A 22,612-nucleotide genomic window follows, 5' to 3' on the forward strand; every position below is an offset into this window, starting at 1 on the left:
TCCTCAGTATGCAAACGACAAATCGAGTTGTGATCACTGGTGGCAGCGGATTTCTGGGTTCGAACCTGGCAGAATACCTGACAGAGTTCGACTATGACGTTGTAGTTCTATCACGACAACAACCAAAACGGCAGGGGGCCTGGCGGTTTGTGCGTTGGGATACCCGCAGCGTTGGTGAGTGGTGCAGGGAACTCGAGGGAGCGGCTGCGATTGTGAACCTCGCCGGTCGCACGGTTGACTGCATCAAGACTCCCGATCACTGTGACGAAATACTGCGCTCGCGTGTGGAAGCAACGGAGGTGCTCGGTAAAGCAGTGCGGAAGATTTCCTCGCCGCCTCCGGTCTGGGTGCAGATGTCGACAGCACATCGCTATGGCGATCCCCCGGAGTGCGTCTGCGATGAAGACTCCGCCTTCGGCTATGGCCTGGCTCCTTTCGTGGCGCAGGAATGGGAAGCCGCTTATTCCCGATCGGTTTTGCCTGAGATGCGGCAGGTTATTCTGCGTACCAGTTTTGTCGTCGGCCGCAACGGTGGTGCTTTGTCGCGGCTGAGTAAACTCGTTCGCTGGGGACTGGGGGGAACTGTAGGCAGTGGTCAGCAGGGGATGAGCTGGATTCATGAACTGGATATGAATCGCCTCTTCTTTCGTGCGATCAGCGATGACAGTATGCAGGGGGCTTACCTGGCAACGGCTCCGGAACCGGTTTCGAATGCCGAGTTCATGCGCGCTTTACGAAAAGCACTCAACAGGCCGATCGGTCTGCCCGCGGCAAGCTGGATGGTACGGATCGGCGCGCCGCTGTTGATGCGGACCGATCCCGAACTGGCGCTGTATGGCCGCTACTGTGTCTCCCGTCGGCTGCGTGAAGAGGGGTTTGAGTTTTCCTATTCTGATCTGGAATCTGCCCTGCTCAATATTTATGAAAACAATAAGTAGAACATGCAACGAAAGTAAAACACATACCCCTGAACATGGAAGAGTCATAACGGGAGAGTTCAACCACGATGAGTATATTGAGGAATCGATCAATGAAATATCAAACACGATCACTTCTTTTTCTGATGTCCCTTTTAGGCTGTGAGTCATCGACAACAACGGTCGGGGATCTGCCTGCTACAGAAGATGTTGCTGTTTCAGTGCAGCCGGAAAAAGAGACAGCTTCGACTGAGACTCCAGAGCCTCTGTACCATCCTGTGCTGGTGAGACTGGAAAAATATGAAAAAGGTCCGTCGACCACAACCACATTCAGTCCGCAGAAAACCTCTGCCAACACCACCGTTACGCATGGCGCGACTATGGGAACGGAACTACCGGGCGAAAGTGTCAAAGTGACGTGGACGTATCTGAAAACAGACGAACAAGGCGATCACTATCATTTCGAAAAAACAATGCTCAACGAATCGTCTCAGCAAAAAACGATGTCAAAAGAAATCCAGTACACAGGCAAAAAACAACTGATCTTCGAAGATGATTTTCAGCGAACCTGGATTTATCCTGCACCTGCAGAGAAAGAAGAACCTGGCCGGGATTGAAGTCAGGCTATTCAGGCCTGGCAAGCATCTGATTCGCTGTGAATCAAAAACGCCGTTCCTTCTGCAGCAGTCAGAGTGGGATTGAGTGCCGTTTTTCTAAAGCGTTTCCAGAGACATCAGGACCGGGCATGAAAGCCTGAGAGACGCGATAGGCAAATATGATGCGCGTTAGCAGATCTGTATTTTATCTCAAGCCCGTTCCGCGACATAATGACGTCTTTTTTTTGAACACCTTTTTTTTGAGCGACAAACGGATCGGACCTTTGTATACTTGATCTTGGAACAGATACAGAAATCTCATCATAAGAGATTCATTCTGAGCAGAAAGCTTTGTCGTTTCTGTTCTCTTATGTTTGACTGATTGAAAAACTATATGGAGATGACAAGTATGCCAATCATTACTGCGAGTCGGGTTTTTCTGAAACAATCGCTCGGTGATTCAGAAGCTGTCCAGGTGGAACGCATTCTCGAAGAGCAGGGCGGAGAAGTTTCCAGTTCTCCCGAAGACCGTCATTGGAAGTTAAACAAAAATCAGCTGATTATTACTGTTGATCTTCAGCCAACCGAAAACGTGCTGTTTGAATGTCACGAGGAACTGCAGGAACTGGGACTCCAGATCGAAGCCGTTCCTGAAGTGATTATTGTCGAAGGACTCGCGGAATGCTCTGAGCTGTGCCGTCTGATTGCAGATCGACTGGCAGCAGATTTAGGAGGCATCACGCGTGGTGCAGAACAATGCAGCTGAGAGTCTGTTAATCAGCAACGAACGGCCGACGAAACCCGTTCTCATTCTCGAGACCGGTTTCTGCTGAGTATTCTACCCTGTAGAGCATTCAGCAAGTGTTGAAGCTCAGTTGTTGCCGTTCATTCCCCGACCAGGGGATCGAACATAAAACGGCCAGTGGATTAATTTTCCACTGGCCGTTTCTGTTATCGGGTCGTGGGTGGGTTTGGTTTAATGCTCACCGTCCTACTGCCGTCTAAACCGACACTCCCCGAATCAAAGGCGCGTTCCAGACTTTGTTTCGAGCCACCAAAACAGTCACTCAGCGTCAATGCGCAAAAGATGAGTGTAGAAAAAGTCGAAAGTAGAAACACACACAGGGGCAAAGCAAACCGGCTGCGGGTCTGGCTGATTGAGAAAGCGAGTCTTAGCGCGTCGTGAGGCTGCCGGCAGAATCGACTAAATTAGTCTGTGAACGCATCAAGGTTGAGAGCAGAGAAGGAAAGACCTTAAATATACTTCTGGCAGGCAGGTTAATCGGAATGGTTAGGAGAGAATCTAATGAAGCAGCGGTTAAAACAGATAATCGAAGACTCAGACACAAAATCAGGTAAAGCATTTGATCTTACGATTCAAGCGATCATTGTTTTGTCGCTGATCTGTTTCTCTATTGAAACTCTGCCTGAACTTTCGGACGAAAATAGAGCAATCCTCCGTTTCATAGAAATTATCAGTGTCATTATTTTTACCTTTGAGTATCTGGCACGAGTAACTGTCGCCTCAGACAAGACCGCCTTTATCTTCTCATTCTTTGGGATCATCGACTTACTGGCAATACTTCCGTTTTATCTCAGTACGGGACTGGATCTCAGGTCTCTTAGATCGTTTCGGCTGTTGAGGCTGGTTCGAATTTTCAAACTGGCCCGATATAGCGCTGCTGCAAAGCGATTCCATCGTGCTTTCCTGATTGCTAAAGAAGAACTGGCTTTATTTCTGTTTGCCAGCATGATCGTACTTTACCTGGCAGCAGTAGGTATTTATCACTTCGAAAATCCTGCTCAACCAGAAGCATTCAGTTCCGTGTTTCATAGCCTGTGGTGGGCGGTTTCTACCCTGACAACAGTCGGGTATGGCGATATCTATCCTAAAACTGCCGGCGGTAAAATGTTTACCTTCTGTATTCTAGTCGTTGGGCTGGGTATCGTTTCCATACCAGCAGGCCTGGTGGCATCTGCACTGTCCAAGGCCCGGGAAATGGAATAATGATCAGGTTATTCACAGGAGACCTTTGATGTGCTCTGTTATTCTTCTTGTTTTTCATTGTGGATGGGGGGCTTAGTCATTTATAATTCAACCCAGATGGAAACAATCATGCCTCAGATACCTGCCTTATAGAATCACATGGAACCCTCCTGATTCTGACCAGCCGGTCGATTTTGTCAGCTGAGATTTCAAACCGATTGCTTTTCTAAACCCAACAACTGAAAATCGAAATTGATTGAACAGACAGGCTCGCTATGTTCCCCGTTTCGCGAAAGAATTCCGTTGCGCTCTTTATGTGCGCATTGACCCTGACAGGTTGTTCTGGTGGCTCTGCCGAGTACATCGAACGCGCTGCCGTCTCTGGTACCGTGACCTTCGATGGCAAACCTTTGCCTGAAGGGAGTATCCAGTTTGTGCCCGATGTCGATGAAGCCGGCAAACCCGTGCGCGGCAAGCTGGCGCAGGCGTTGATCAAAGACGGGACCTACTCTCTTTCTGCTGCAGAAGGCCCCGCCGTCGGCAATAATAAGGTCCTGGTGAATGCGACCCGCAAAACGGGCAAATTTCAGGAATCAGACGGCCAGAAAACGGAAATCATGCAGCAGTATGTGCCCGCACGGTACAACACTCAATCGACTTTGAAGTACGAAGTTAAAGCGGGCGAAAATACCGCCGACTTCACGCTCGAAGCCAAATAGTCCGTTCTGACCAGTACGTTTCCAGCGTACTATTTTATTAATTATCTACACACCTATTTTTTCAAATGGATCAATCGAAACTATGAAAGCGTTATTTCTGAAGCGTCGCCAGGGATTTACTTTAATTGAATTGCTGGTGGTCATCGCCATTATCGCCATTCTGATCGCGCTGCTGTTACCGGCCGTGCAGCAGGCCCGTGAAGCGGCCCGCCGTTCCAGTTGTAAGAACAACATGAAGCAGATCGGCCTGGCGCTGCACAATTATCACGATACGTTTCGCACCTTCCCTCCAGCGACCGTCCGTCGCCAGGGTGCCACCAGCGAATGGGAAACCAGTATGATCGGCTGGCAGGCTCGTATTCTGCCTTACATGGATCAGGCACCGCTGTTTAATAAAATCAACTGGAGTGTGGAACCAGGGAGTGGCGGCACTGCCAACACGGAAGCCCGGAATTATGAAATTCCCGCCTATCGCTGCCCCAGTGATCCCGGTAACCGTGGCACGACTGGACAGTCCAGCTTCGGTCCGACCAACTATGTTACCTGCACTGCGAACAGCGGAGGTTATGCGGCCGGTGGTTCGACCTATCAGAACAACGGTCGTTCGATCATGTTCCTGAACAGCAAGACTCAGATCAAGGACATTGAAGACGGGACCTCCAACACCATGTTGTCCTCCGAGTGTATTGTGGGTCATCCTTATGCCGGCATCAACGCGACATCTGGTACTGTCTGCACCGGGACTGCCAATCAGAAGCAGCGTGGTTTTTCCTGGTTTTATGCCCAGTCCATGTGGGCCTGGAGCTATACCACACTGATCGGACCTAACTCAGACCTGCTGGAGTGTGCCCAGAGTACCGGCGGAACATCACTGCTGGGCTCGCGCAGTAAGCACGTGGGTGGCGTTCACACCCTGTTTGCTGACGGGCGTATTCGTTTCATCTCAGAAAATATTCACTTGGGAACCTGGCAGGACCTGGGGAACAAAGCGGATGGTAATGTGGTCGGCGAATATTAAGCCGCTATTCCGCTGAGATTAAAACAGAAACGGCCAGAGAATCCATTTCCTCTGGCCGTTTTTTTAATTGGTGGTAAACATTATTTCTTCGCAGGAATCACTGGTAGCACGATGTGAGAAGGATGTTCTGCGTCGTGGTAAATCGTATTATTTGCCGTCTGTGACCGGCGGTTATTATTCAGCGGTTCGCCTGTGTTGGGGTTGATATCGAAGCGGGGGAAGTTGCTGCTGGAAATATCAACGCGGATGCGATGCCCTTTCTTGAACACATTGGAAGTCGGATAGAGTTTGATCGTCACGGGGTAGATTGTGCCGGGCTCCATCAGTTTCTCGGTCTTGAGGGAATCACGGAAGCGGGTGCGAATGATGCCATCGCCAATATTCAGATCGAAGCCACCCGGGAAGTCAGTACTCGGGGGATACACGTCGATCAGCTTGGCGGTGAAGTCGGTGTCTTTCGCATCGGACGAGATCCAGAGTTTGACCGCCAGTTCGCCGGTCACTTCGAGATCTGCTGTCAGCGGTTCGGTCTGAAATACGATCACATCTTTGCGGGCAGAAAGCGGGATCGGCTGTGTCCAGTTCCAGATGTGCTCGCTCCCTTTCTGATCCCAGCCCCCCTGTACGAGGATGTCGTTACCACTGGAGATGTTGCCGCCAATCGTGGGGACCGGGTTAGCAGGATCAAACAGGAAGGTGGTCGCAGCCTGCTGTGTTTTCGGCGCCTGTGTAGCGAGCCTGCCTTCCGGCTGCAGATGGTATTTCGTGTAAACGGTTCGTTTCAGCGGCCATTCACTTTCATTGCGCCAGTAACCGCCATGCTGAAGTTTGCCGTCCTGTGTTTTAGAACCATCGCCGGTTCCCATGACGAAGATACGTACGGGGGTTTCAAACGGAGCAGCGGTCCCCACACTGTTATCGATGCCTTTGAGCCAGTGATCATACCATTCCTTACGCCAGCCGAGCGGATCAGCGATGGCGGCTTCTTTGCCGAAGTCAACCTGACCGTGGGAATGAGAGCCTTGCCGGCCATGAATCCAGGGGCCCATGATCATATACACGGGACCTTTAATGGTTTTTGAGAGCGCCTGGAAGTTGGCCGTGTTATTGCTGCTCCAGGAATCGTACCAGCCACTCACCAGGTACACGGGGATGTCTTTATATTGTTCGGGGTAGTCGATGATATTGTTCTGCTTCCAGAAATCATCGTTGGCGCCATGCTGCATGCCGGCGACGAGCCAGTCTTCGTATTCGGACGCCAGCTTCATCGGCGTCGTCCCTTTGCGGAGCGGAAGCTCAAACAGGTACTGCATGCGGTTCTCTGCCATTTCCTTGAGGACGGCCGCAGTGCCGGGATCGTGTGACTGACGGCTGCCTTTGCCGGCATTAAGATAGATCCAGTTCCAGAAACGCAGTTCAAAGGCCCCTCCGTTCCGCATGCTGGCATAACCCAGGTTGGACATGGCATCGACGGGAATCACGGTTTTCAGTTCGGGTGCTTTTTCCATCGCGAGTGCATGCTGTGTACCGCCGACGTAGGACGTGCCAATCATGCCGATCTCCGCGTTCGACCAGGGTTGTTTCCCGATCCAGGCCGCGGTATCGACGCCATCGACGCCGTCATCAGTCAGCATATGCCAGACCCCTTCCGAACCATAGCGGCCACGCGTATCCTGGGCGACGAAGGCATAACCATGCGAAGCATAGTACATACCCGACGATTTACAGCCGTTCTTGTTGTAGGGGCGGCGTTCCAGAATGGTGGGAAGTTTCTGATTCAGCACGTCGCCATCTTCGACGGGGAGGTAGACGTCGGTCGCCAGCTTCACGCCATCCCGCATGGGAACCATCACGTTCTTGCGCACTTCCACCGCATACGGACCACCGGCGGCAAACGCGGCCGAAGTGATGAGCAGGCAGAAGAGGAAACCGGAAATCGTCAGCCGCAGCTGGGAACGAAAAACAAAGCGGGAGATCATGGTGCCTACTTTCTAAAATCAGTTGTTAGTTCGGCGGTGGTTATTGCCGGAAAACGCAGGTGGGAAACAGGGCGGTCGCAGGGAAACCGTTCAATTTGGATGATATTCTCTGTCGAAACGGACCTTGCCTGTATTTCTGTTCTGGCATAAAATCCCGCCTCGTACCAGCAGGCACTGGGAATCTTAATCAGAGGAGGATCGGAGAGATGCGAAAAACTTCTTTCACTTTGCTGGCAGGGATGTTACTGGCTCTGGTCAGCCTGATTCCAACAGAGGTCCGATCAGAGGAGCCAGAAAAAAAGCAGCTGGAGCCCCCTGTTACTGCTGTGAAACCACATCAGCGAGTCTTTCTGATAAACTTTCCTACGTTTGAAAACTGGGAAACGGAAAATAGGCTGGTCGATTTACGGAAGCGCTATCCCCGGAAAACGGCAGAGAAACGGCTTCAGCAAACCCTGGGCATCGATGGTCCGCAACTCAAGTTTCACTATGGACCAGGTCCCCGGGTTTACTACATCAATGGTCTGCCCACCAGCCAGCTTGGTTACCGTCTTCAGCAGTTGAACAGCCCGTGATTTTTCTTTTTTGAGTAATCTGGTAAGTCAGTTCTCTGCGTTCTTCCGAACTGGATTCTGTGTTACAGAAAGGAGAGATGATGCGAAGAATCTATTTGCTTTTGATTCCTGTGGGCTGCTTCGCTTTTGGAACTCTGATGCAGTCGCAAATTACATCTGCAGATTTAGAAAGTACGTCCCTAAAACAGAGCCTGAATTCCAGAACTGAGGTGCCGGATAGCGCGTTGCTGGTTTCGCAAGATGACCTGAATCGGGGAGCGATTCAGAAACAGGCACTATTGCAGGAAGAACTGGCTCTGTATCGACTTCGACAGGCACAGAAACAACTACTTGAATTGAGCAGAAAATATCCTCAGACGACTGCCGGTAAACGCGCTCAGGAAATCATTAAACGCGAACAGTTCTATCCCCTTTCAAATTATGGTTTTGTTCCCGAAAACCAGTTCTTAAACGGAATCCCCGCTTGTCGAAACAGCTTTCGCACTGCTATCTCAGATCGGAAACCGTAAAAGGGGCGGGTAGGCCTGAATATAATTCGGGCCGAGCGTAGCGAGCAGGAAACTGACAGTGTTGCCTGCATAATACAGAGCCCCTGGATTGCTCTCAAATTTCTCACAACATATGGTAGGAAAACGAAAATTCAATTCGCTGGTCTAACCTGTCAGTTTCCTGTTGTCTCCGACAACCCCGAATTCCATTCGGGGCCATCCCTTCTTTTGACTTTAAAGCCGGAAATCAATCCACCGAACTCTTCACCAGATACCGTTTCAACATCCCTTCATTGATGTCCACGCCCAACCCCGGCTTCGTGGGGACTGTGATCGTGCCTGCTTTGATTTCAAACGGCTCAGTAATAATGTCGTTCTCCAGACTGTAATAGGTGCAGTCATTAGCGAGGGGGAAATTGGGTGAGGAACCTGCCATGTGCAGCATCGTCGCAGTGCGGAGACCCAGGTCGTGGGCGCAGTGAAAGATACAGGGGACGCTGGCTGAAGCCGCGACTTCGCCGACGAGTTTGACCGCCCAGATGCCGCCACACTGGTAGGTGTCGGGCAGCAGGTACTGGGCGGCGTCCAGCTCTAAAATTTTGCGGACGTTTTTCATGGTGGTCACCGATTCATTCAGCGCCAGCGGCGTGGTGGTTTGCTGGCGGATCTCGGCGGATTCCTGCAGCAGGTCTTTGTGCATCGGCTGTTCGAAGTATTGCAGGTCGTAGGGTTCCAGGTCGCGTGCCAGTTGCAATGCGACTTCCGGCGTGTAACCCATGTTGGGATCGATGCGGAGATTCAATCGGTCGCCGGTCGCATCGCGGATCGCGCGGACCATTGCCAGGTCTTCTTCGGGCGAACGCCCCGCTTTCGTTTTGAGTGTGGAGAAGCCCAGGTCGACATAATGTTTTGAAATCGCGGCCGCTTCTTCCGGACCACGAATGCCCATACAGCAGGTGACTTCCACGCGGTCCCGATACAGACCGCCCAGCAGTCGATGCAGGGGGAGTCCCGCCTGTTTGCCCAGAATGTCCCAGCAGGCCATCTCGACCAGCGACTGACGGTATGGTTCCTCCCCCATTCCCCAGTCAGCGTACAGCGCGGCGATGTCGGTCGGATCTTTGCCCAGCAGAATCGGGCGGAAGTAGTCGGCTTCTGCGCCGGTAAAACTAACGGCGTTCTGGAACGAGAGCCGTTGTGGCGTTTCGCCCCAGCCAGTAATACCGGCATCCGTTTCAATGCGGATCAGCAGGGCACCGGTGCTCGTGGAGCAGATGTAGCGGGACTGATAGGGAGAGACCGGGGCTTGCAGCGGGACATCTACGAAAAACGTATCGACGCCTGTGATTTTCATGAGGGCTCTCCGGGGGAAGGTAGGGCAATCGCAGAGAAAATTTATGCTACCAGTTCCCAAAGTGAGGGGCAAGCGGGACGATGGAAGCTTGTCCGACTACAACCTCATTCTCCAATATGAAACTCAGGTGGACCCCGAATGGGGTTGGTAATTTCTGACTACTATAGTTACTGTTATCTTTGATACCCGTTGTATTACTTTGGCATACACTGGAAATGCAGACTGGTCAGGGTCTGAAATTAATACCGCTTACCGCAACACCGGGATACAAGTCGTTAGCTAGAACTGGGAATAATTGATGGCGAATTACTTTTGCATTTTACCGGTACCGGATGCGCACATCGACTTCATTCATGAGCACCCACAAACTCTATCGGATTATTTGAATGGAGAAGCCCCCGATTTCAAACCCGCGATTGCTCCCAAGCCATCCCTTTGGCAACGGATCACAGGTGATGTGCCCGTAGCGCCGGCGCCTCCAGCTATTCCCACTGATTGGCCGACGAGTGAATGTCAGTTAATAGGTAAGGCAGTGAATCATAGAAATGTGGATCTATTCCATCTCATTCTTACTGGTTCGACAGAATTCGTGAGTGGTAGTGGCGCCTTCTTTCAAACATGGCTTGAATCCGGCAGTACACGGCAACACAATGCCGTCGACTTAACGCACGTGAATGAAGACTTTGCATTCAAGAGCGGTCAGGTACCTGAACTCGCAGCACTTCTCTCACAAGTAAATATGGACGATGTAAAATTGAGGTTCAGTGAATGGCTTCATTCGCAAGGAGAGTCGAATGACGTCACCGACGAGGACTGCACAGAAATATTCGAAGAATTCAAAACATTCGCTGCAACGGCTAATTTGGCGAGTCAACAAACACGCGGTCTTATATGGATAAGTTGCTAATGACTTTGTCGTGTTCCTCAACAGTGATCTTGGTATTTTCAGTGATGATACATTGAGTCAACTGATTCAGTTCAGGAGAAAGAGAGACAATGATCCCTGAAATATTCAATCTGTTAACTCCGTTTGCGACTCCGTCGGGAGAGGAAGTCTTTGAGGAGCTGTTTCGCGGTGCGGGGTGTCGGGTAGAGCGGATTGTATCCACCGGTCAGGCCACGCGGGAAGGGCAATGGTACGATCAGGAGCACGCCGAATGGGTCGTTCTGCTCTCGGGGTCGGCGGTGCTGCGATTTGAGGGAGAAACCGAAGGGCGGGCGCTGAATCCCGGGGATGCAGTGAACATTCCCGCGCATTGTCGTCATCGTGTGGACGCGACGGCAGCGGATCGGGAAAGCGTTTGGCTTGCAATCCACTATGAGCCTGTCGAGAATGGGTAGGGTAAACAGCAGTTTTCAACACACTTTTATTTCCAACCGATTTCAGAAAAGAAACACAGACTGATGAAAAAGAATCCGGTCAAGGCGGCGTTGCGTGAAGGAAAACCCCAGGTAGGAACATGGCTCTCATCGGGAGATATCATGATGACCCGGCTGATGGCGCGCGTGGGTTTTCCCTGGCTGACGGTTGATATGGAACATTCCCCCATCGACTGGTCTCAGGCCGCGCATCTGTTCGGTGCGATTGCGGATGCCGGCTGTGTGCCTCTGTGTCGCGTTCCTCTCGGAAAATATGAACTCATCAAGCGGGCGCTCGACGCCGGGGCTCATGGAATTGTCGCACCGATGATCAACACGGTCGAACAGGCTAAAGAGGTGATCGATGCAGTCAAGTACCCGCCTTTAGGGAACCGCTCTGTGGGTGGCGTGCTGCACGCAATGAACTTCGATGCGACCGCCGGCGACTATTACAAACATGCCAACGATGAGATCCTGGTCATTCTGCAGACCGAATCTCCCGAAGGAGTTGAGAACGCGGAAGAAATTTACAGCCTGCCCGGCGTGGATGGGATCTTCGTGGGTCCCAATGACCTGACCTTCCAGATGAGTAAAAAGACCGGCGTGCATCCTTCGCCCGATGAACTGGAAGTGATGCTGCAGAAAATTCTGGAAACCGGAAAGAAAACCGGGACCCCCGTCGGCTTACATGTGCAGACCATCGAAGCCGTGCAGCAGCGGATCGAAGAAGGCTGGCGGTTCATCGCGTGTGGCAGTGAAGTGAAATTCATGCTCAACGACGCCCAGCGGATTGTAAGCGGTTTGAATCTCAAGTCCGAAGCAGCCGACCTGGCACGCTATTAACGGAAACAGAACGGAGAAATTGAAAAGCGGTCCTGCAAAAACACAGGGCCGCTTTTTATTTACTTACTCCGCGCTGATCTGAATGATCGTGCGTTCCTGATGTTCCGCTTTGAGGATGGCGTTGACGGTATCCGGAACCTGTTCCAGTGAGATAACTTCCGCGCGGGAGTCGAGGTCGGGCAGTTTCCAGTCGGTCGCCAGTTTCTGCCAGAGCTCACTTCGTTTCTGAATCGGATACCAGGCTGAGTCGATACCATCCAGGGTGATGCCTCGCAGGATAAAGGGGAAGACGGTCAGGTCGAGTTCTACACCCCCGGCGTTCCCACAAGCGGCGACGCAGCCATTGGGTTGAATTGAGCGAATGACGTTGCTCAAGATCGAACCGCCTACTGTGTCGATGGCGGCGGACCAGCGGGCTTTGAGCAGTGGTTTCCTGGAATCGTCCTCGAGTTCATCGCGACCAATCACTTCCCGGGCCCCCAGTTCAACCAGGCGGAGGGCCGCGGAAGGTTTCCCCGTGACGGCCACGGGATGAAAGCCACAGCATTTGAGCAGTGACAAGGCGAATGAGCCGACGCCCCCCGAAGCACCGGTGACGAGCACGCCTCCTGCATCGGCGGGGATCTCATGCTGAATCAGGCTGTTAACACACATCGCGGCAGTCAGGCCGGCGGTGCCGAGGATCATGGATTCTTTCAATGTCAGTCCCGCAGGCAGAGGGACCACCCATTCCGGTTTTACGCGAATTAATTCGGACCAGCCGCCCCAGCATTCGACGCCCAGTTCATAACTGGTAACGATGACGGCATCGCCGACTTGAAATTGATCGGACTTTGATTCTACGACAATGCCGGCGGCATCGATGCCGGGGACATGTGGGAAGTTTCTCACGACACCCGGGTGTCCGGTTGCAGCGAGGGCGTCTTTATAGTTGATGGAAGAATAGACCACACGGATTGTCACATCGCCTGCAGGGAGGTCGGCGGACGGAACTGTCTGCAGACCCGAGGTGATTTCCTTCTGTTCATTTTTATTGACTTGAAAGCAGGAGACTGTGTTTTGCATGGTGAAGTCTTTCCGTTTTGAAGTTTGCGGTTACCAGGGCCCGTTGGGCGTTTCCATTTCCAGGATACGCCAGCAGTACCAGCTGGCAACCGTGCGATAAGGCTGCCAGCGTTCTGCGATTTCAATACAGGTCTGTTTGTCAGGTCGGGTTTTCAGTTCGTAGATTTTCTGAATCCCGTTTTGAATTCCCAGGTCATCATGGGGAAAAATATCGGGACGACAAAGGCCGAACATCAGAAACATCTGCGCGGTCCACACGCCGATCCCTTTGACCTGAATCAGTTCGCTGGTGACATCTTCGTCGCTCAATAGATGCATTTTATGCAGACGGACCTTGTTCTGCATCACCATTTCGGCCAGATGTCGCACGTAGGTTGCTTTCTGATTGGACAGGCCGACCGAGCGGAGTTGCTCGTGTGAGAGTTGCATGACTTTTTCTGCCGTCGGCTGACCTTTGCCGGTCAAGGCGTGGAGTCGGAGATAAATCGTGCGGGCGGCGGAAGTGGAGATCTGTTGTGAGACAATCGAACGCAGCAGGAGTGCGAAGCGGTAGCGATACGGTTTGAGCGGGCAGGGGCCGATGCTGCTGATCACAGGTTTCAACAGCGGGTCTGCTTTGCTCAGGTGCTTTGACGCTTTCTGAAATATTGCGGCGTGGTCGTTCATTACAGATTACCGGCAGGTGTGTGATTCGCGAGATCGGCAATCATGTCGATCGTGGCGACTTCGATCGCCTGTTCCCACTCCTGGGGAGCGAATTTTTCTGAATAGGGGGCTTTACGAATCGCGAAGTTAATGCCTCGCGAGCTGTTGATGATGGCACCCAGGCCTTGTTCATCGAAGGCACCTGCGACATCGCCGGCACCCGCGCCCTGGCTGCCATAGCCGGGGACGAGCAGGGGCGTGTGCGGCATGAGTGCGCGGAGCTGGTTGAGTTCTTCGGGATAGGTGGCGCCGACGACCGCGCCGATGGAACCGTAGTTACCTGCTCCTTTGGTTTTAACCGCCAGCTCTTCGACCGCGGCGGCCACGCATTCGTAGAGATTCGTACCGTCGGTTTTACGATCCTGAAAGGTGCCTGCGCCGGGGTTACTGGTACGGACAAGAACATAAATGCCAGCGCCCCGTTCGATGGCGACATTGACGAATGGTTCCAGCGTATCACTTCCCAGGTAGGGGTTCACCGTCAGGCAGTCGGCGGCCCAGATGGCGCTGTCGGGATTTTCTCCGGCGAGGTAACCGCGGGCATAGGCTTCGGCAGTCGAACCGATGTCGCCCCGTTTGGCATCGCAGATCACGACCAGTCCCGCTTCGCGCGCCTTCAGGATGACGCGCTGCAGAGCGGCGCAGCCAGCGGGCCCCCATTCTTCGAAGAAAGCAGCCTGTGGTTTAACGGCGGGAACCAGTGGCGCAACGACATCAATAATGCGGAGACAGAACTCTTCAAAGGCGGATGCAACGATCTCTGCCTGGCTCTGATGATTCTTGTTGGCGTTACTGACGATGTCGGCGGGGAGCCAGTCAAAGCGGGGGTCGAGGCCGACCAGAGCCGGTGTTTTCTTCTTTTGAATGGCGGCATTAAGTCGATCGGAAAAATGATGCATCTCGTAACTGCTTTCCGTGATACGGGTTATGTGTGTTGTTGCTTTGTGGGAATGGCAGAATTCCTTCATGAATCATACTAAAATGAGCCGACAATGGAACAATACCGGTTTTGGAATTCCAGAGCTGGGTGAGAGTTTTTACTGAACGAGGCGCCAGGGATGCGGCTGACTTCAAATGTATATGCATGACTACTCTCATTAACACATCTCAGGAAGACTGCGATCTTTGCACAGCAGGGGTATTCGTAAATCTTGGATTCAAGGAAGAGTCATCGAAATGCTGGAAATTCTCAGCCCTAATCACTACAGCCCACAAAACGCCGAGTATGATGCCGGGATTGCCCGGTTGCGTCACTCGCCTTATATGGATTATCCCCGACACGTGCATCTGGAGACACTGGCGCGGTGTAATGCGAGCTGTAATTTCTGTCCGTATCCCAACCTGAATCGTAAACATACGAAAATGAGTGATGAACTCATTGATAAGGTGCTAAATGAACTGACGGAAATTCCCCAGGAAATAAAGCTTCAAATTTCACCGTTCAAAGTCAGTGAACCTTTTCTGGATACGCGTCTGCTTGACACGCTGGAAAAGATCAACCGGTTACTTCCTCAGGCAAAGATTGCGTTGACTTCGAATGCAACGGCGATCACGGAAGACAAGCTGGAAGCGTTGCAGGACATCAAGAACATCAGTTATCTGTGGATTTCGTTTAATGATCATCGAGAAGCTGAATACGAACGTGTAATGGGGCTACCTTATCAGCAGACTATCCAGCGTCTGGAGATGATCCACGATACGTTTGCAGATGGCGACATTTATTTTGCAGTGGTACTTGCGCGTGTGGGTGATGGAACCCAGGCAGATCAGGAATTTGAGCAGTGGAGCAGCATTCACTATCCACTGTTCAAATCGAGCGTGATTCCACGGATGGCCTGGACTGGACAGGTCGAAGGCTTGGCCGTCGATGAGGTCCCCAATATAGGCTGTGTGCGCTGGTTCGAACTTTCGATTACGGCGACTGGTGAAGTCGCACACTGCTGTGCCGACGGTCAGGCAGAATATCCCATCGGCAACGTGAATGAGCAGCATGTACTGGAAATTTATAACTCTCCCGAATATCGAAAACTGAGAGAGGCCACCGTGTCGCGTCTCAGTGTGGCTCCCTGTAATAAATGCACTTTCAAGTGAGACTCTTCGATAGAAGAGAATGATCAGTACCTCAATGCTGTTTGGGTTCGCGTTGTTTCAGGTAGGGTTTCAGTTCAGGTACAGTGCTGGGAATGTCTTCTGCGACCAGCCTGGCGATTTCGAGTGCTCCCTTGCGTGAGAAGTGAGTGCGATCGGATTTACTGGGGCTGAAGTCGTTGCTGCCTGCGTCACCCAGTTGATTGAATAATGCAACGCTTTTCTGATGCAGGTCTATGACGGGGACGTTTTCCTCTTTGCCGACTTTGATCATGGCCTCTGCATAAGGTCGCAGGATGGTCCAGATCTGACCGTTTTTAAAGCGTCGGCGGGTCATGGGAGTGACCAGGATCGGTTTGATACTCGCAGCCCGTGCTTCATTGATGTACTGTTTCAGGTACTGTTGAAATGTGGTGGCGGGATCAGTTTCACGGTCCCCTTTGCCGGGACAGTCATTGTGTCCAAACTGAATAAAGAGGTAGTCTGGTTTTTCTGCAAGCGCTTTTTTCCAGCGACCTTCTCGAATAAAGCTGCTGGAACTGCGGCCGGAGGCACCACGGTTCAAAATGGTAACATCGTTATTAAAGTATTCGCCAAAGATCTGGCCCCAGCCAGTCATGTCGGGGCGATCTTTGGGGGGATTATTATATGTTGCCATAGTGGAATCGCCGATCAGCTGGATACGGATCGGCGGCGCTGCTTCGCCTTGTGCGGGCAATGTAAGTAAGCAGGTCAGAAAAAAGATCGTCAGAGTAAGTTGCGTGCGGAGAGGGAGTTGAGGCATGATATTCGTTTTCTGTTTCCCGTATTCGGGTTGGTGCAGGTGATGGAACCGACTGACCCAGGTAACGTCTCAGTCTAAGGTGAGTTAATCTCATTGAAAAGTAAGTTGACAGAGCTGAGAGGGCAATTAAAATGGATGAGATTATCCGATAATAATATTATTCCTGCCAGAATCAGGTCTGTTTTCGCTGTCTGGTTACAGCGAAAAGAATGGGCCCTCGCCTTTCAATCAAACAGGGTAGCACGCCGATGAACCGTTGTGAAGAATTAAAACGGGGCTGCAGAACTCAGCCGTGGACAATTTTTGCGGTCGGTCTGTTGTTATGTTTCTGTCTTCCATCAACGGTCGTTCGGGCCCAGCTCAGCTTTGAAGAACCGCCCATCAACTACAACAAGGCAGAGCCCGACAATCTGATTTCCCGTTTTCAGAAGCGACTGGATGCGGGGGAGATTAAGCTTGCGTATCAGCGAAAGAATCGGGCCGGTTATCTGCCTGCGGTCCTGGAAGCATTGAAGATTTCGGTTTCCTCTCAGACGCTGGTCTTCTCGAAGACGAGCCTGCAGGTGAAGCATATCGATCCTCAATCGCCGCGCGCATTGTACTTTAATGATGATCTTTATGTGGGTTTTGTCCAGGGGGGGGCGGTACTGGAAGTATCCGCCAGTGATCCGAAGCTGGGGACCGTGTTTTATACCCTGTCACAATCGCAGACCTCGCATCCCACCTTTGTACGCAAGACATTTGAATGTACTCAGTGCCATGCTTCCTCAATGACACAGGGAGTGCCAGGGCACATCATGCGGTCGGTCTATCCCGGGCCTGACGGGATGCCTGCGTTTCGGGAAGGCACTTATCGCAGCGATCATTCCAGCCCCTTTTCTGAGCGTTGGGGTGGCTGGTATGTGTCAGGCACGCACGGAGAAATGCGACATATGGGGAACCTGATCTTTCGACAGGGGGATAGCTCTCGCAACCTGAATCGTGAACCGGGTGCGAATGCCGTTGATCTGGAAAAGTGGTTTGATACCAGCGCGTATCTGACGCCTCACAGCGATATTGTGTCGCTGATGGTGCTGGAACATCAGGTCAAAATGCATAACCTGATTACCCGGGCACAGATTGAAGGTCGCATTACCGAGCGAGACGCGACGGTGATGAATCGGATGCTGGAACGGGAGGCGACCTTTCAGAGTGACAGTACAAAACGTCATTATGAGAGTGCAGCGAATCGACTGGTGGATTACATGCTGTTTGTCGAGGAACTGCAACTGGAAGGTCTGGTACAGGGCACGTCCCGATTTGAATCGGAGTTTCCCCGGACAGGACCACGCGATCGTCGCGGGCGTTCATTGCGGGATTTTGATCTGAAACAGCGGTTATTCCAATATCCCTGCAGTTACCTGATCTATTCGGAATCGTTCGAGGCACTGCCACGACCGGTACTGGAAGTCGTGTATCGTCGTTTGTGGGAAGTCCTGTCGGGCAAGGATCAGAGCAGTGAGTATGCCCATTTAAGTGCAGAGGACCGGCGGGCCATTCTGGAAATCCTGCTTGAGACAAAACGTGATCTGCCCAAATACTGGAAGCTTGCTGACACTGACTCCCCACAGGCTGGTGGCTGAGCGCGGACGGATCTCATTTCTTTTGAAAATCAGGCTGAATACTCCCACATCTGCTTTGATAATGGTTGTTTCAGTGAATTAGCCTGCATAGAATGACCTGCGTACTGAGATTCGACAGGGGCAGTCTTCTCTGAAACACATCACGTTTGAGCATGCTTTCCCGCTCTGAATCTCTTAGCCAGTCACTTCCTGTCTGGATCCATGAAACCAGTCACTGAGTATAGACCACGAGGAGCTTACGGGTATGCTGCCCCGCCGCGAAGTATTTCCACACGTTATTGAAATCAATTATCAGGCCAGACAACGTTTGGGATGTTGTGTCTATCTCGTTTTCAACGACCAGAATGAATGGCTGCTGATTGACATCGGGTATGAAGACACCGTTGCTGAAATTATTGAGATGATCCGCCAGATGGATTTTCCGCTGGCTAACTGTAAATATCTGATTGCCACACATGCTGATGTCGACCATATCCAGGGATTGAGTCGTGCTAAAGAACTGCTGCCATCAGCACAGGTTGTGGCCCATCCCAGTGCAGCCCGGTTGCTCGAAGTCGGCGATCGCATCAGTACTTATGCAGAAATCAGTGCACAGGGTATCTCGATTGATATGCCTGCCTGTAAAATCGATCTGGAAGTCAACGAGGGAGATGTCATCGACCTGGGTGGGGATGTGAAGCTGGAAGTCTGGCACACTCCCGGTCACACCGATGGTCAACTGGCATTTCGCTATGGTGAGCTGCTGTTTTCGGGGGATAACATTTACCGGGATGGCTGTGTAGGCCACATTGATGCCCACCATGGCTCTGATATTCCTGATTTTATCAAGTCACTGGAGCGCATTCGTGACTGCGACGCCAAATGGTTGCTTCCCAGTCATGGCCCGATCTTTCAGAACAAGCGGGAATTGTTACAGTCGACCATTGATCGCCTGAATACGTACCTGCATATGGCCGATTTTGGAACCTGTGCTGTTGACTGGCCATTACAGGATGAGTGGGACGAAGAACTGCTGAAGGGGTTCGACCCTGAAACCGCAGAATAACCGCCTGACGGATGTGTCTTTCTGTCCATTTTTGAGATGGTTCCCGTCGGTATTTTTACGTAATATTGATGAACAGTTTGTCTAAAGCGGCCTTTGAGCCGCTTTTTTTAGACATTTTGCGTGAGATCAGGGCAGGGACAGTGATATTCCTGCTGCTATAATCCGCAAAACTGCTATGATTCGCATGATCTTTTTTGCAGTCACGAATGTTATTTGTGTTGCGACAGGTTCAACCCGATACGACGACGGAAAACACCAGAACGTGGCGATCGTAAAAAGTGATTTTGCTTCAGCATTCGAAGCGGGCAATTCAATTTTTTTGTGCATTCGAGATTGATTCATTTAGCGAAACAGTGACAATTCAAGAGATCTGATTTGGATCAGTACCGGCAATTTCCGGAAACAGGTTCAAGTTCGATGTAATGGAAGTGCAGTTTTGGATCAAACAAAATTCTATTCGAATTTTAATTCCCGCCTTTCTGGGCTGAAATTCATAGATTAGATAAAGCCTCTGTGGCTATTGGATTAATTAATGGCTTCGTTTTTTGAAAAGCGCGATCCATGGGGACATAGTCTGTCACTGTGGGTTGTCGTTTTGATGATCTTCGTCACTCCGCTCCTCTTTGGGGTACTGCGGGAGATTCGACAGGAAAATAACGTCGAGAACTGGCTGCCTCCGGACGATCCCCAATCGAAGGTTCTGTCATGGCATCGTCACAGCTTCGGTATTGAAGATCGTCTGCTGCTATCCTGGGATGGCAGTTCGCTTTCAGACTGGCGCGCGAACCGCTTGAAACAGACTCTGCTCGGTACGCCTGATGAAGATAATATTCGTCGTGGTGGCTCTCCGTATATCCAGGAAGTGTTTACGCCGCAGGACGCCATTCAGAAAATGGTGGATTACCACATCGAACCGGAAGAAGCACAGGAGCGTCTGAAAGGAGTCCTGATTGGTACGGGCATGCTGAAGGTGGAATTATCCGATGCAGGCCGCAAACGACAGGAACAGACCGTTCAGGAATTGATTTCCAAGGTAAAGCAGGAACTGGGAGTGGAGCTCACTGTCAAACCTGCTTTCAAAGAATGGGTGGAAATTGTTGATGAAACCCAGGGCGTTCAACCTGTTGAACATGAAACAGAGGACGATGAAGACCAGGTGGATTTTCAAGCTCTGGTGGCTGCGATCCCGTCTCACGATTTCCAGCTGACCTGGCCGCAGATGCAACCTGGCGCTGAATTGACAGAGCAGATCAAAGAGCTGGCACTTTCTCTGAAGCGACCGGGAATCATTCCGGGAACTTCTGCTGCTGGAAAACAGGGGGGGAACGATACTTCCAAGTCCCGACCGGCATTGGTGAAAGATTGTTTTTTCGTGGCAGGAACACCGATTGCGCTCGCGATCGAGTTGTCCGACACTGGTGACGCCGACCATGCTGCCGCAGTTGCCGCTGTGAAGAAAGCGGCTATCGAAGCCGGAATCCCTGAAGACAGTCTGCATCTGGGGGGGCGACCTGTAGCGGGAGCCGCGTTGAACCGGATGGTGAAAGAATCATCCTGGAACACCGCTTATCCCATATGGCAGTTTCATAGACGATCCGTCACGCTGTTTTCCGGTTTGATTGGAATCGCGCTGGCATTCCTGATGCTCAAAAGTGTGCGTCTGGCCTGCCTGGTGCTGCTGGTCTCCTACTACACTACGTTTGTCGCTGTCTCAATTGTGCCTTTGACAGGGGGGACCATGAATATGGTGCTGGTCGTCATGCCGACCCTGTTAACGGTGTTGACGCTCTCCGGTTCGATTCATGTTGCGAATTACTGGAAGCATGCTGCGCACGTCGATATGAAAACCGCAGTCACTAAAGCAGTTGAAATGGCAAGAGCCCCCTGTGTGATGGCCAGCCTGACGACTGCTATTGGCCTGGCCTCGCTGCTGACCAGTCCCCTGTCGCCTGTTCGTGATTTTGGCTTGTACTCGTCGATTGGTTGTGTGATTTCACTGCTGATGGTGCTGTATGGTTTGCCTTCGCTGTTACAGTTATGGCCCGCGAAGCCTCCCAAAGCGTCTGAGATTGATGTCAAGCACTGGCACACGTTTGGACGGATTCTGTCCCATCATCAAATGCTGGTTTCCTTGAGCTGTATGGTAATCTTTGTGGTTGCCTGTTACGGGTTTAAATGGTTTCGGACGGAAACCAAGGTGATTCGCTACTTCCCGGATTCTTCCCGCGTTATTCAGGATTATCGGTTCCTGGAAGAAAACCTGTCAGGAATTACGCCTGTCGATACCGTGATCTGTTTTGATGAAGCAGCCCAGAAAAGCATGAACTTTGTGGAACGGGTGGAACTGGTCCGTCAGATTGAACACAAAATCGCCGAACACCCTGAAATCAGTGGATCGATTTCCCTGGCTGATTTTCGGCCGGTCTCCGAACCTTTGCCACCTGATGCCAGTACCTTTCAGAAGCTCCGCAATGCGAAACGCGTCAATGAAACAGAACGCCGTGTCAAGGAATCTTTGGAAGACGGGACCGTCAAATCGTTTCTGCATGTTGCTGACAAGACCGTGGAAATGGAGCAGGAAACGGACCACGGGACTCGTACTGTCGTTGTAGAAAAAGGGGATGAATTGTGGCGCGTTACCGCGCAGGTGGCGATTATGTCCGATCTGGATTACGGTGTTCTGACAAGTGAACTGAATCAGGTGACACAGTCCGTACTGCGAGATCACGCTGGAACGACGCATCTGGTGACAGGGACAATTCCCCTGTTTTTAAGGACTCAACAGGCGGTTCTGGAAAGCCTGATTAAAAGCTTTGGACTGGCGTTTGCCGTGATCGCGATTGTGATGATGATCCTGTTGCGTAACACAGTGGCTGGCCTGATTACCATGCTGCCGAACCTGATGCCCATTGGCGTGGTTTTCGGAGTATTATCCTGGATGCGGATTTCTGTGGACATCGGCACGATGATAACTGCCTCTGTGGCGTTAGGGATTGCCGTGGATGGAACGCTGCATCTGTTGACCTGGTTCAAGATCGGCATTAAGGAAGGCAAGACAAAAAGCGAAGCAGTCGCAGCGGCTCTCGGCCATTGCGGTCCTGCGATGTGGCAGACCAGCGCCGCCGTTGGTATCAGCCTGGCAATGCTGTATCCGGCTGAACTGCTGCTGGTAAGTCGATTCGGGATCCTGATGTGTGCCTTGATTACTGCGGCGTTACTCGCTGACATCATTTTTCTCCCGGCATTACTGGCCGGGCCGCTCGGGTCTTTAATCGTCTCTTCGATGAACAAAGAGCGGGAAACGGCTGAGAGTGTGCCTCTACTGCAGGATGGCAAGGAAACAAAACCTCATCTTTCGCATGCCATCAAGAGGTCACAGTCGTCGGAACGGTCTCTGGAGACCTGAGTTATATCAGCAGTTAATGGACGACTTGTTGAGCTGATTTCGCGTTTTCAGAGCGCATCACA

General features: G+C 51.7%; 21 protein-coding genes. 15 read left to right on the forward strand and 6 right to left on the reverse strand.

The genetic code is table 11. The features are described from left to right. The first annotated feature begins 8 nt into the window (after positions 1 to 8). The 6 genes from ACN0YH_RS23430 (at position 9) to ACN0YH_RS23455 (ending at position 5,237) form a co-directional block, all read left to right on the forward strand. Positions 9 to 938 (forward strand): TIGR01777 family oxidoreductase, encoded by a 930-nt coding sequence (locus tag ACN0YH_RS23430; protein WP_417382021.1) that lies wholly within the window; start codon positions 9 to 11, stop codon positions 936 to 938. 92 nt (positions 939 to 1,030) lie between these two features. Next, positions 1,031 to 1,534, forward strand: coding sequence for a hypothetical protein (locus tag ACN0YH_RS23435; protein ID WP_417382022.1), 504 nt, complete (start codon positions 1,031 to 1,033; stop codon positions 1,532 to 1,534). Between the two features lie 388 nt (positions 1,535 to 1,922). Continuing rightward, positions 1,923 to 2,279, forward strand: coding sequence for a hypothetical protein (locus tag ACN0YH_RS23440; RefSeq protein ID WP_417382023.1), 357 nt, complete (start codon positions 1,923 to 1,925; stop codon positions 2,277 to 2,279). 540 nt (positions 2,280 to 2,819) lie between these two features. Then, positions 2,820 to 3,521, forward strand: a complete 702-nt coding sequence (locus tag ACN0YH_RS23445; RefSeq protein ID WP_417382024.1) for an ion transporter — start codon at positions 2,820 to 2,822, stop codon at positions 3,519 to 3,521. 254 nt (positions 3,522 to 3,775) lie between these two features. Further along, positions 3,776 to 4,219, forward strand: a complete 444-nt coding sequence (locus ACN0YH_RS23450) for a hypothetical protein (protein WP_417382025.1) — start codon at positions 3,776 to 3,778, stop codon at positions 4,217 to 4,219. A gap of 82 nt (positions 4,220 to 4,301) precedes the next feature. Continuing rightward, positions 4,302 to 5,237 (forward strand): DUF1559 domain-containing protein, encoded by a 936-nt coding sequence (locus ACN0YH_RS23455; RefSeq protein WP_417382026.1) that lies wholly within the window; start codon positions 4,302 to 4,304, stop codon positions 5,235 to 5,237. An 80-nt stretch (positions 5,238 to 5,317) separates the two neighbouring features. Here the strand turns inward: ACN0YH_RS23455 and ACN0YH_RS23460 are convergent, their stop codons facing one another. Beyond that, complete coding sequence (locus ACN0YH_RS23460) at positions 5,318 to 7,216, reverse strand: CocE/NonD family hydrolase (protein ID WP_417382027.1); 1,899 nt, start codon at positions 7,214 to 7,216, stop codon at positions 5,318 to 5,320. Between the two features lie 206 nt (positions 7,217 to 7,422). On the opposite strand from ACN0YH_RS23460, the gene ACN0YH_RS23465 reads away from it, so the two are divergent. Together ACN0YH_RS23465 and ACN0YH_RS23470 are read left to right on the forward strand one after the other, a co-directional pair. Further along, on the forward strand, positions 7,423 to 7,791 hold the full coding sequence (locus ACN0YH_RS23465) for a hypothetical protein (protein WP_417382028.1): 369 nt from the start codon (positions 7,423 to 7,425) through the stop codon (positions 7,789 to 7,791). 224 nt (positions 7,792 to 8,015) lie between these two features. Then, on the forward strand, positions 8,016 to 8,300 hold the full coding sequence (locus ACN0YH_RS23470; RefSeq protein ID WP_417382029.1) for a hypothetical protein: 285 nt from the start codon (positions 8,016 to 8,018) through the stop codon (positions 8,298 to 8,300). A 226-nt stretch (positions 8,301 to 8,526) separates the two neighbouring features. On the opposite strand, the gene ACN0YH_RS23475 is transcribed toward ACN0YH_RS23470, so the two are convergent. Beyond that, positions 8,527 to 9,633 (reverse strand): mandelate racemase/muconate lactonizing enzyme family protein, encoded by a 1,107-nt coding sequence (locus tag ACN0YH_RS23475; RefSeq protein ID WP_417382030.1) that lies wholly within the window; start codon positions 9,631 to 9,633, stop codon positions 8,527 to 8,529. Positions 9,634 to 9,931: 298 nt separating this feature from the next. Between ACN0YH_RS23475 and ACN0YH_RS23480 the strand changes: the two genes are divergently transcribed. The 3 genes from ACN0YH_RS23480 (at position 9,932) to ACN0YH_RS23490 (ending at position 11,835) form a co-directional block, all read left to right on the forward strand. Continuing rightward, entirely contained in the window at positions 9,932 to 10,540 is a 609-nt protein-coding gene (locus tag ACN0YH_RS23480; RefSeq protein WP_417382031.1) for a hypothetical protein, read from the forward strand. Positions 10,541 to 10,629: 89 nt separating this feature from the next. After that, a complete protein-coding gene (locus tag ACN0YH_RS23485; protein ID WP_417382032.1) occupies positions 10,630 to 10,974 on the forward strand; it encodes a cupin domain-containing protein in 345 nt (114 codons plus the stop codon). Between the two features lie 63 nt (positions 10,975 to 11,037). After that, the gene (locus ACN0YH_RS23490; protein WP_417382033.1) at positions 11,038 to 11,835 is read left to right on the forward strand and encodes an HpcH/HpaI aldolase family protein; all 798 of its coding nucleotides are present in this window, start codon (positions 11,038 to 11,040) and stop codon (positions 11,833 to 11,835) included. A 63-nt stretch (positions 11,836 to 11,898) separates the two neighbouring features. Here the strand turns inward: ACN0YH_RS23490 and ACN0YH_RS23495 are convergent, their stop codons facing one another. Genes ACN0YH_RS23495 through pyrF form a run of 3 tightly spaced genes read right to left on the reverse strand, consistent with a single transcriptional unit; the run spans position 11,899 to position 14,504 of the window. Next, positions 11,899 to 12,900: an oxidoreductase gene (locus ACN0YH_RS23495; protein ID WP_417382034.1), complete on the reverse strand. Its 1,002-nt coding sequence runs from the start codon at positions 12,898 to 12,900 to the stop codon at positions 11,899 to 11,901. 30 nt (positions 12,901 to 12,930) lie between these two features. Then, positions 12,931 to 13,566 (reverse strand): DNA-3-methyladenine glycosylase family protein, encoded by a 636-nt coding sequence (locus tag ACN0YH_RS23500; RefSeq protein WP_417382035.1) that lies wholly within the window; start codon positions 13,564 to 13,566, stop codon positions 12,931 to 12,933. Continuing rightward, positions 13,566 to 14,504, reverse strand: coding sequence for an orotidine-5'-phosphate decarboxylase (gene pyrF / locus ACN0YH_RS23505; protein WP_417382036.1), 939 nt, complete (start codon positions 14,502 to 14,504; stop codon positions 13,566 to 13,568). The genes ACN0YH_RS23500 and pyrF overlap by 1 nt, the downstream gene beginning before the upstream one ends. 277 nt (positions 14,505 to 14,781) lie before the next feature. On the opposite strand from pyrF, the gene ACN0YH_RS23510 reads away from it, so the two are divergent. Further along, positions 14,782 to 15,696, forward strand: coding sequence for a radical SAM/SPASM domain-containing protein (locus tag ACN0YH_RS23510; protein ID WP_417382037.1), 915 nt, complete (start codon positions 14,782 to 14,784; stop codon positions 15,694 to 15,696). A 31-nt stretch (positions 15,697 to 15,727) separates the two neighbouring features. Here the strand turns inward: ACN0YH_RS23510 and ACN0YH_RS23515 are convergent, their stop codons facing one another. Next, on the reverse strand, positions 15,728 to 16,477 hold the full coding sequence (locus ACN0YH_RS23515; RefSeq protein ID WP_417382038.1) for a rhamnogalacturonan acetylesterase: 750 nt from the start codon (positions 16,475 to 16,477) through the stop codon (positions 15,728 to 15,730). 248 nt (positions 16,478 to 16,725) lie between these two features. On the opposite strand from ACN0YH_RS23515, the gene ACN0YH_RS23520 reads away from it, so the two are divergent. The 3 genes from ACN0YH_RS23520 to ACN0YH_RS23530 all read left to right on the forward strand — a co-directional run bounded on the left by ACN0YH_RS23520 (position 16,726) and on the right by ACN0YH_RS23530 (position 22,550). Next, positions 16,726 to 18,099, forward strand: coding sequence for a hypothetical protein (locus ACN0YH_RS23520; protein ID WP_417382039.1), 1,374 nt, complete (start codon positions 16,726 to 16,728; stop codon positions 18,097 to 18,099). A 244-nt stretch (positions 18,100 to 18,343) separates the two neighbouring features. Beyond that, the gene (locus ACN0YH_RS23525; protein ID WP_417382040.1) at positions 18,344 to 19,144 is read left to right on the forward strand and encodes an MBL fold metallo-hydrolase; all 801 of its coding nucleotides are present in this window, start codon (positions 18,344 to 18,346) and stop codon (positions 19,142 to 19,144) included. A gap of 532 nt (positions 19,145 to 19,676) precedes the next feature. Next, positions 19,677 to 22,550, forward strand: coding sequence for an efflux RND transporter permease subunit (locus ACN0YH_RS23530; RefSeq protein ID WP_417382041.1), 2,874 nt, complete (start codon positions 19,677 to 19,679; stop codon positions 22,548 to 22,550). Positions 22,551 to 22,612: the final 62 nt, after the last annotated feature.

Origin of the sequence: Gimesia sp., from assembly GCF_048262075.1 — a bacterium.
GTDB lineage: Bacteria > Planctomycetota > Planctomycetia > Planctomycetales > Planctomycetaceae > Gimesia.

Bases quoted from the DNA above. Each gene is read 5' to 3' on its own strand.
- ACN0YH_RS23445 (WP_417382024.1), top strand. From the start codon at position 2,820: ATGAAGCAGCGGTTAAAACAGATAATCGAAGACTCAGACACAAAATCA.
- ACN0YH_RS23430 (WP_417382021.1), top strand. From the start codon at position 9: ATGCAAACGACAAATCGAGTTGTGATCACTGGTGGCAGCGGATTTCTG.
- ACN0YH_RS23500 (WP_417382035.1), bottom strand. From the start codon at position 13,566: ATGAACGACCACGCCGCAATATTTCAGAAAGCGTCAAAGCACCTGAGC.
- ACN0YH_RS23485 (WP_417382032.1), top strand. From the start codon at position 10,630: ATGATCCCTGAAATATTCAATCTGTTAACTCCGTTTGCGACTCCGTCG.
- ACN0YH_RS23460 (WP_417382027.1), bottom strand. From the start codon at position 7,216: ATGATCTCCCGCTTTGTTTTTCGTTCCCAGCTGCGGCTGACGATTTCC.
- ACN0YH_RS23440 (WP_417382023.1), top strand. From the start codon at position 1,923: ATGCCAATCATTACTGCGAGTCGGGTTTTTCTGAAACAATCGCTCGGT.
- ACN0YH_RS23490 (WP_417382033.1), top strand. From the start codon at position 11,038: ATGAAAAAGAATCCGGTCAAGGCGGCGTTGCGTGAAGGAAAACCCCAG.
- ACN0YH_RS23435 (WP_417382022.1), top strand. From the start codon at position 1,031: ATGAAATATCAAACACGATCACTTCTTTTTCTGATGTCCCTTTTAGGC.
- ACN0YH_RS23475 (WP_417382030.1), bottom strand. From the start codon at position 9,633: ATGAAAATCACAGGCGTCGATACGTTTTTCGTAGATGTCCCGCTGCAA.
- ACN0YH_RS23455 (WP_417382026.1), top strand. From the start codon at position 4,302: ATGAAAGCGTTATTTCTGAAGCGTCGCCAGGGATTTACTTTAATTGAA.
- ACN0YH_RS23530 (WP_417382041.1), top strand. From the start codon at position 19,677: ATGGCTTCGTTTTTTGAAAAGCGCGATCCATGGGGACATAGTCTGTCA.
- ACN0YH_RS23510 (WP_417382037.1), top strand. From the start codon at position 14,782: ATGCTGGAAATTCTCAGCCCTAATCACTACAGCCCACAAAACGCCGAG.
- ACN0YH_RS23515 (WP_417382038.1), bottom strand. From the start codon at position 16,477: ATGCCTCAACTCCCTCTCCGCACGCAACTTACTCTGACGATCTTTTTT.
- ACN0YH_RS23520 (WP_417382039.1), top strand. From the start codon at position 16,726: ATGAACCGTTGTGAAGAATTAAAACGGGGCTGCAGAACTCAGCCGTGG.
- pyrF (WP_417382036.1), bottom strand. From the start codon at position 14,504: ATGCATCATTTTTCCGATCGACTTAATGCCGCCATTCAAAAGAAGAAA.
- ACN0YH_RS23480 (WP_417382031.1), top strand. From the start codon at position 9,932: ATGGCGAATTACTTTTGCATTTTACCGGTACCGGATGCGCACATCGAC.
- ACN0YH_RS23495 (WP_417382034.1), bottom strand. From the start codon at position 12,900: ATGCAAAACACAGTCTCCTGCTTTCAAGTCAATAAAAATGAACAGAAG.
- ACN0YH_RS23450 (WP_417382025.1), top strand. From the start codon at position 3,776: ATGTTCCCCGTTTCGCGAAAGAATTCCGTTGCGCTCTTTATGTGCGCA.
- ACN0YH_RS23525 (WP_417382040.1), top strand. From the start codon at position 18,344: ATGCTGCCCCGCCGCGAAGTATTTCCACACGTTATTGAAATCAATTAT.
- ACN0YH_RS23465 (WP_417382028.1), top strand. From the start codon at position 7,423: ATGCGAAAAACTTCTTTCACTTTGCTGGCAGGGATGTTACTGGCTCTG.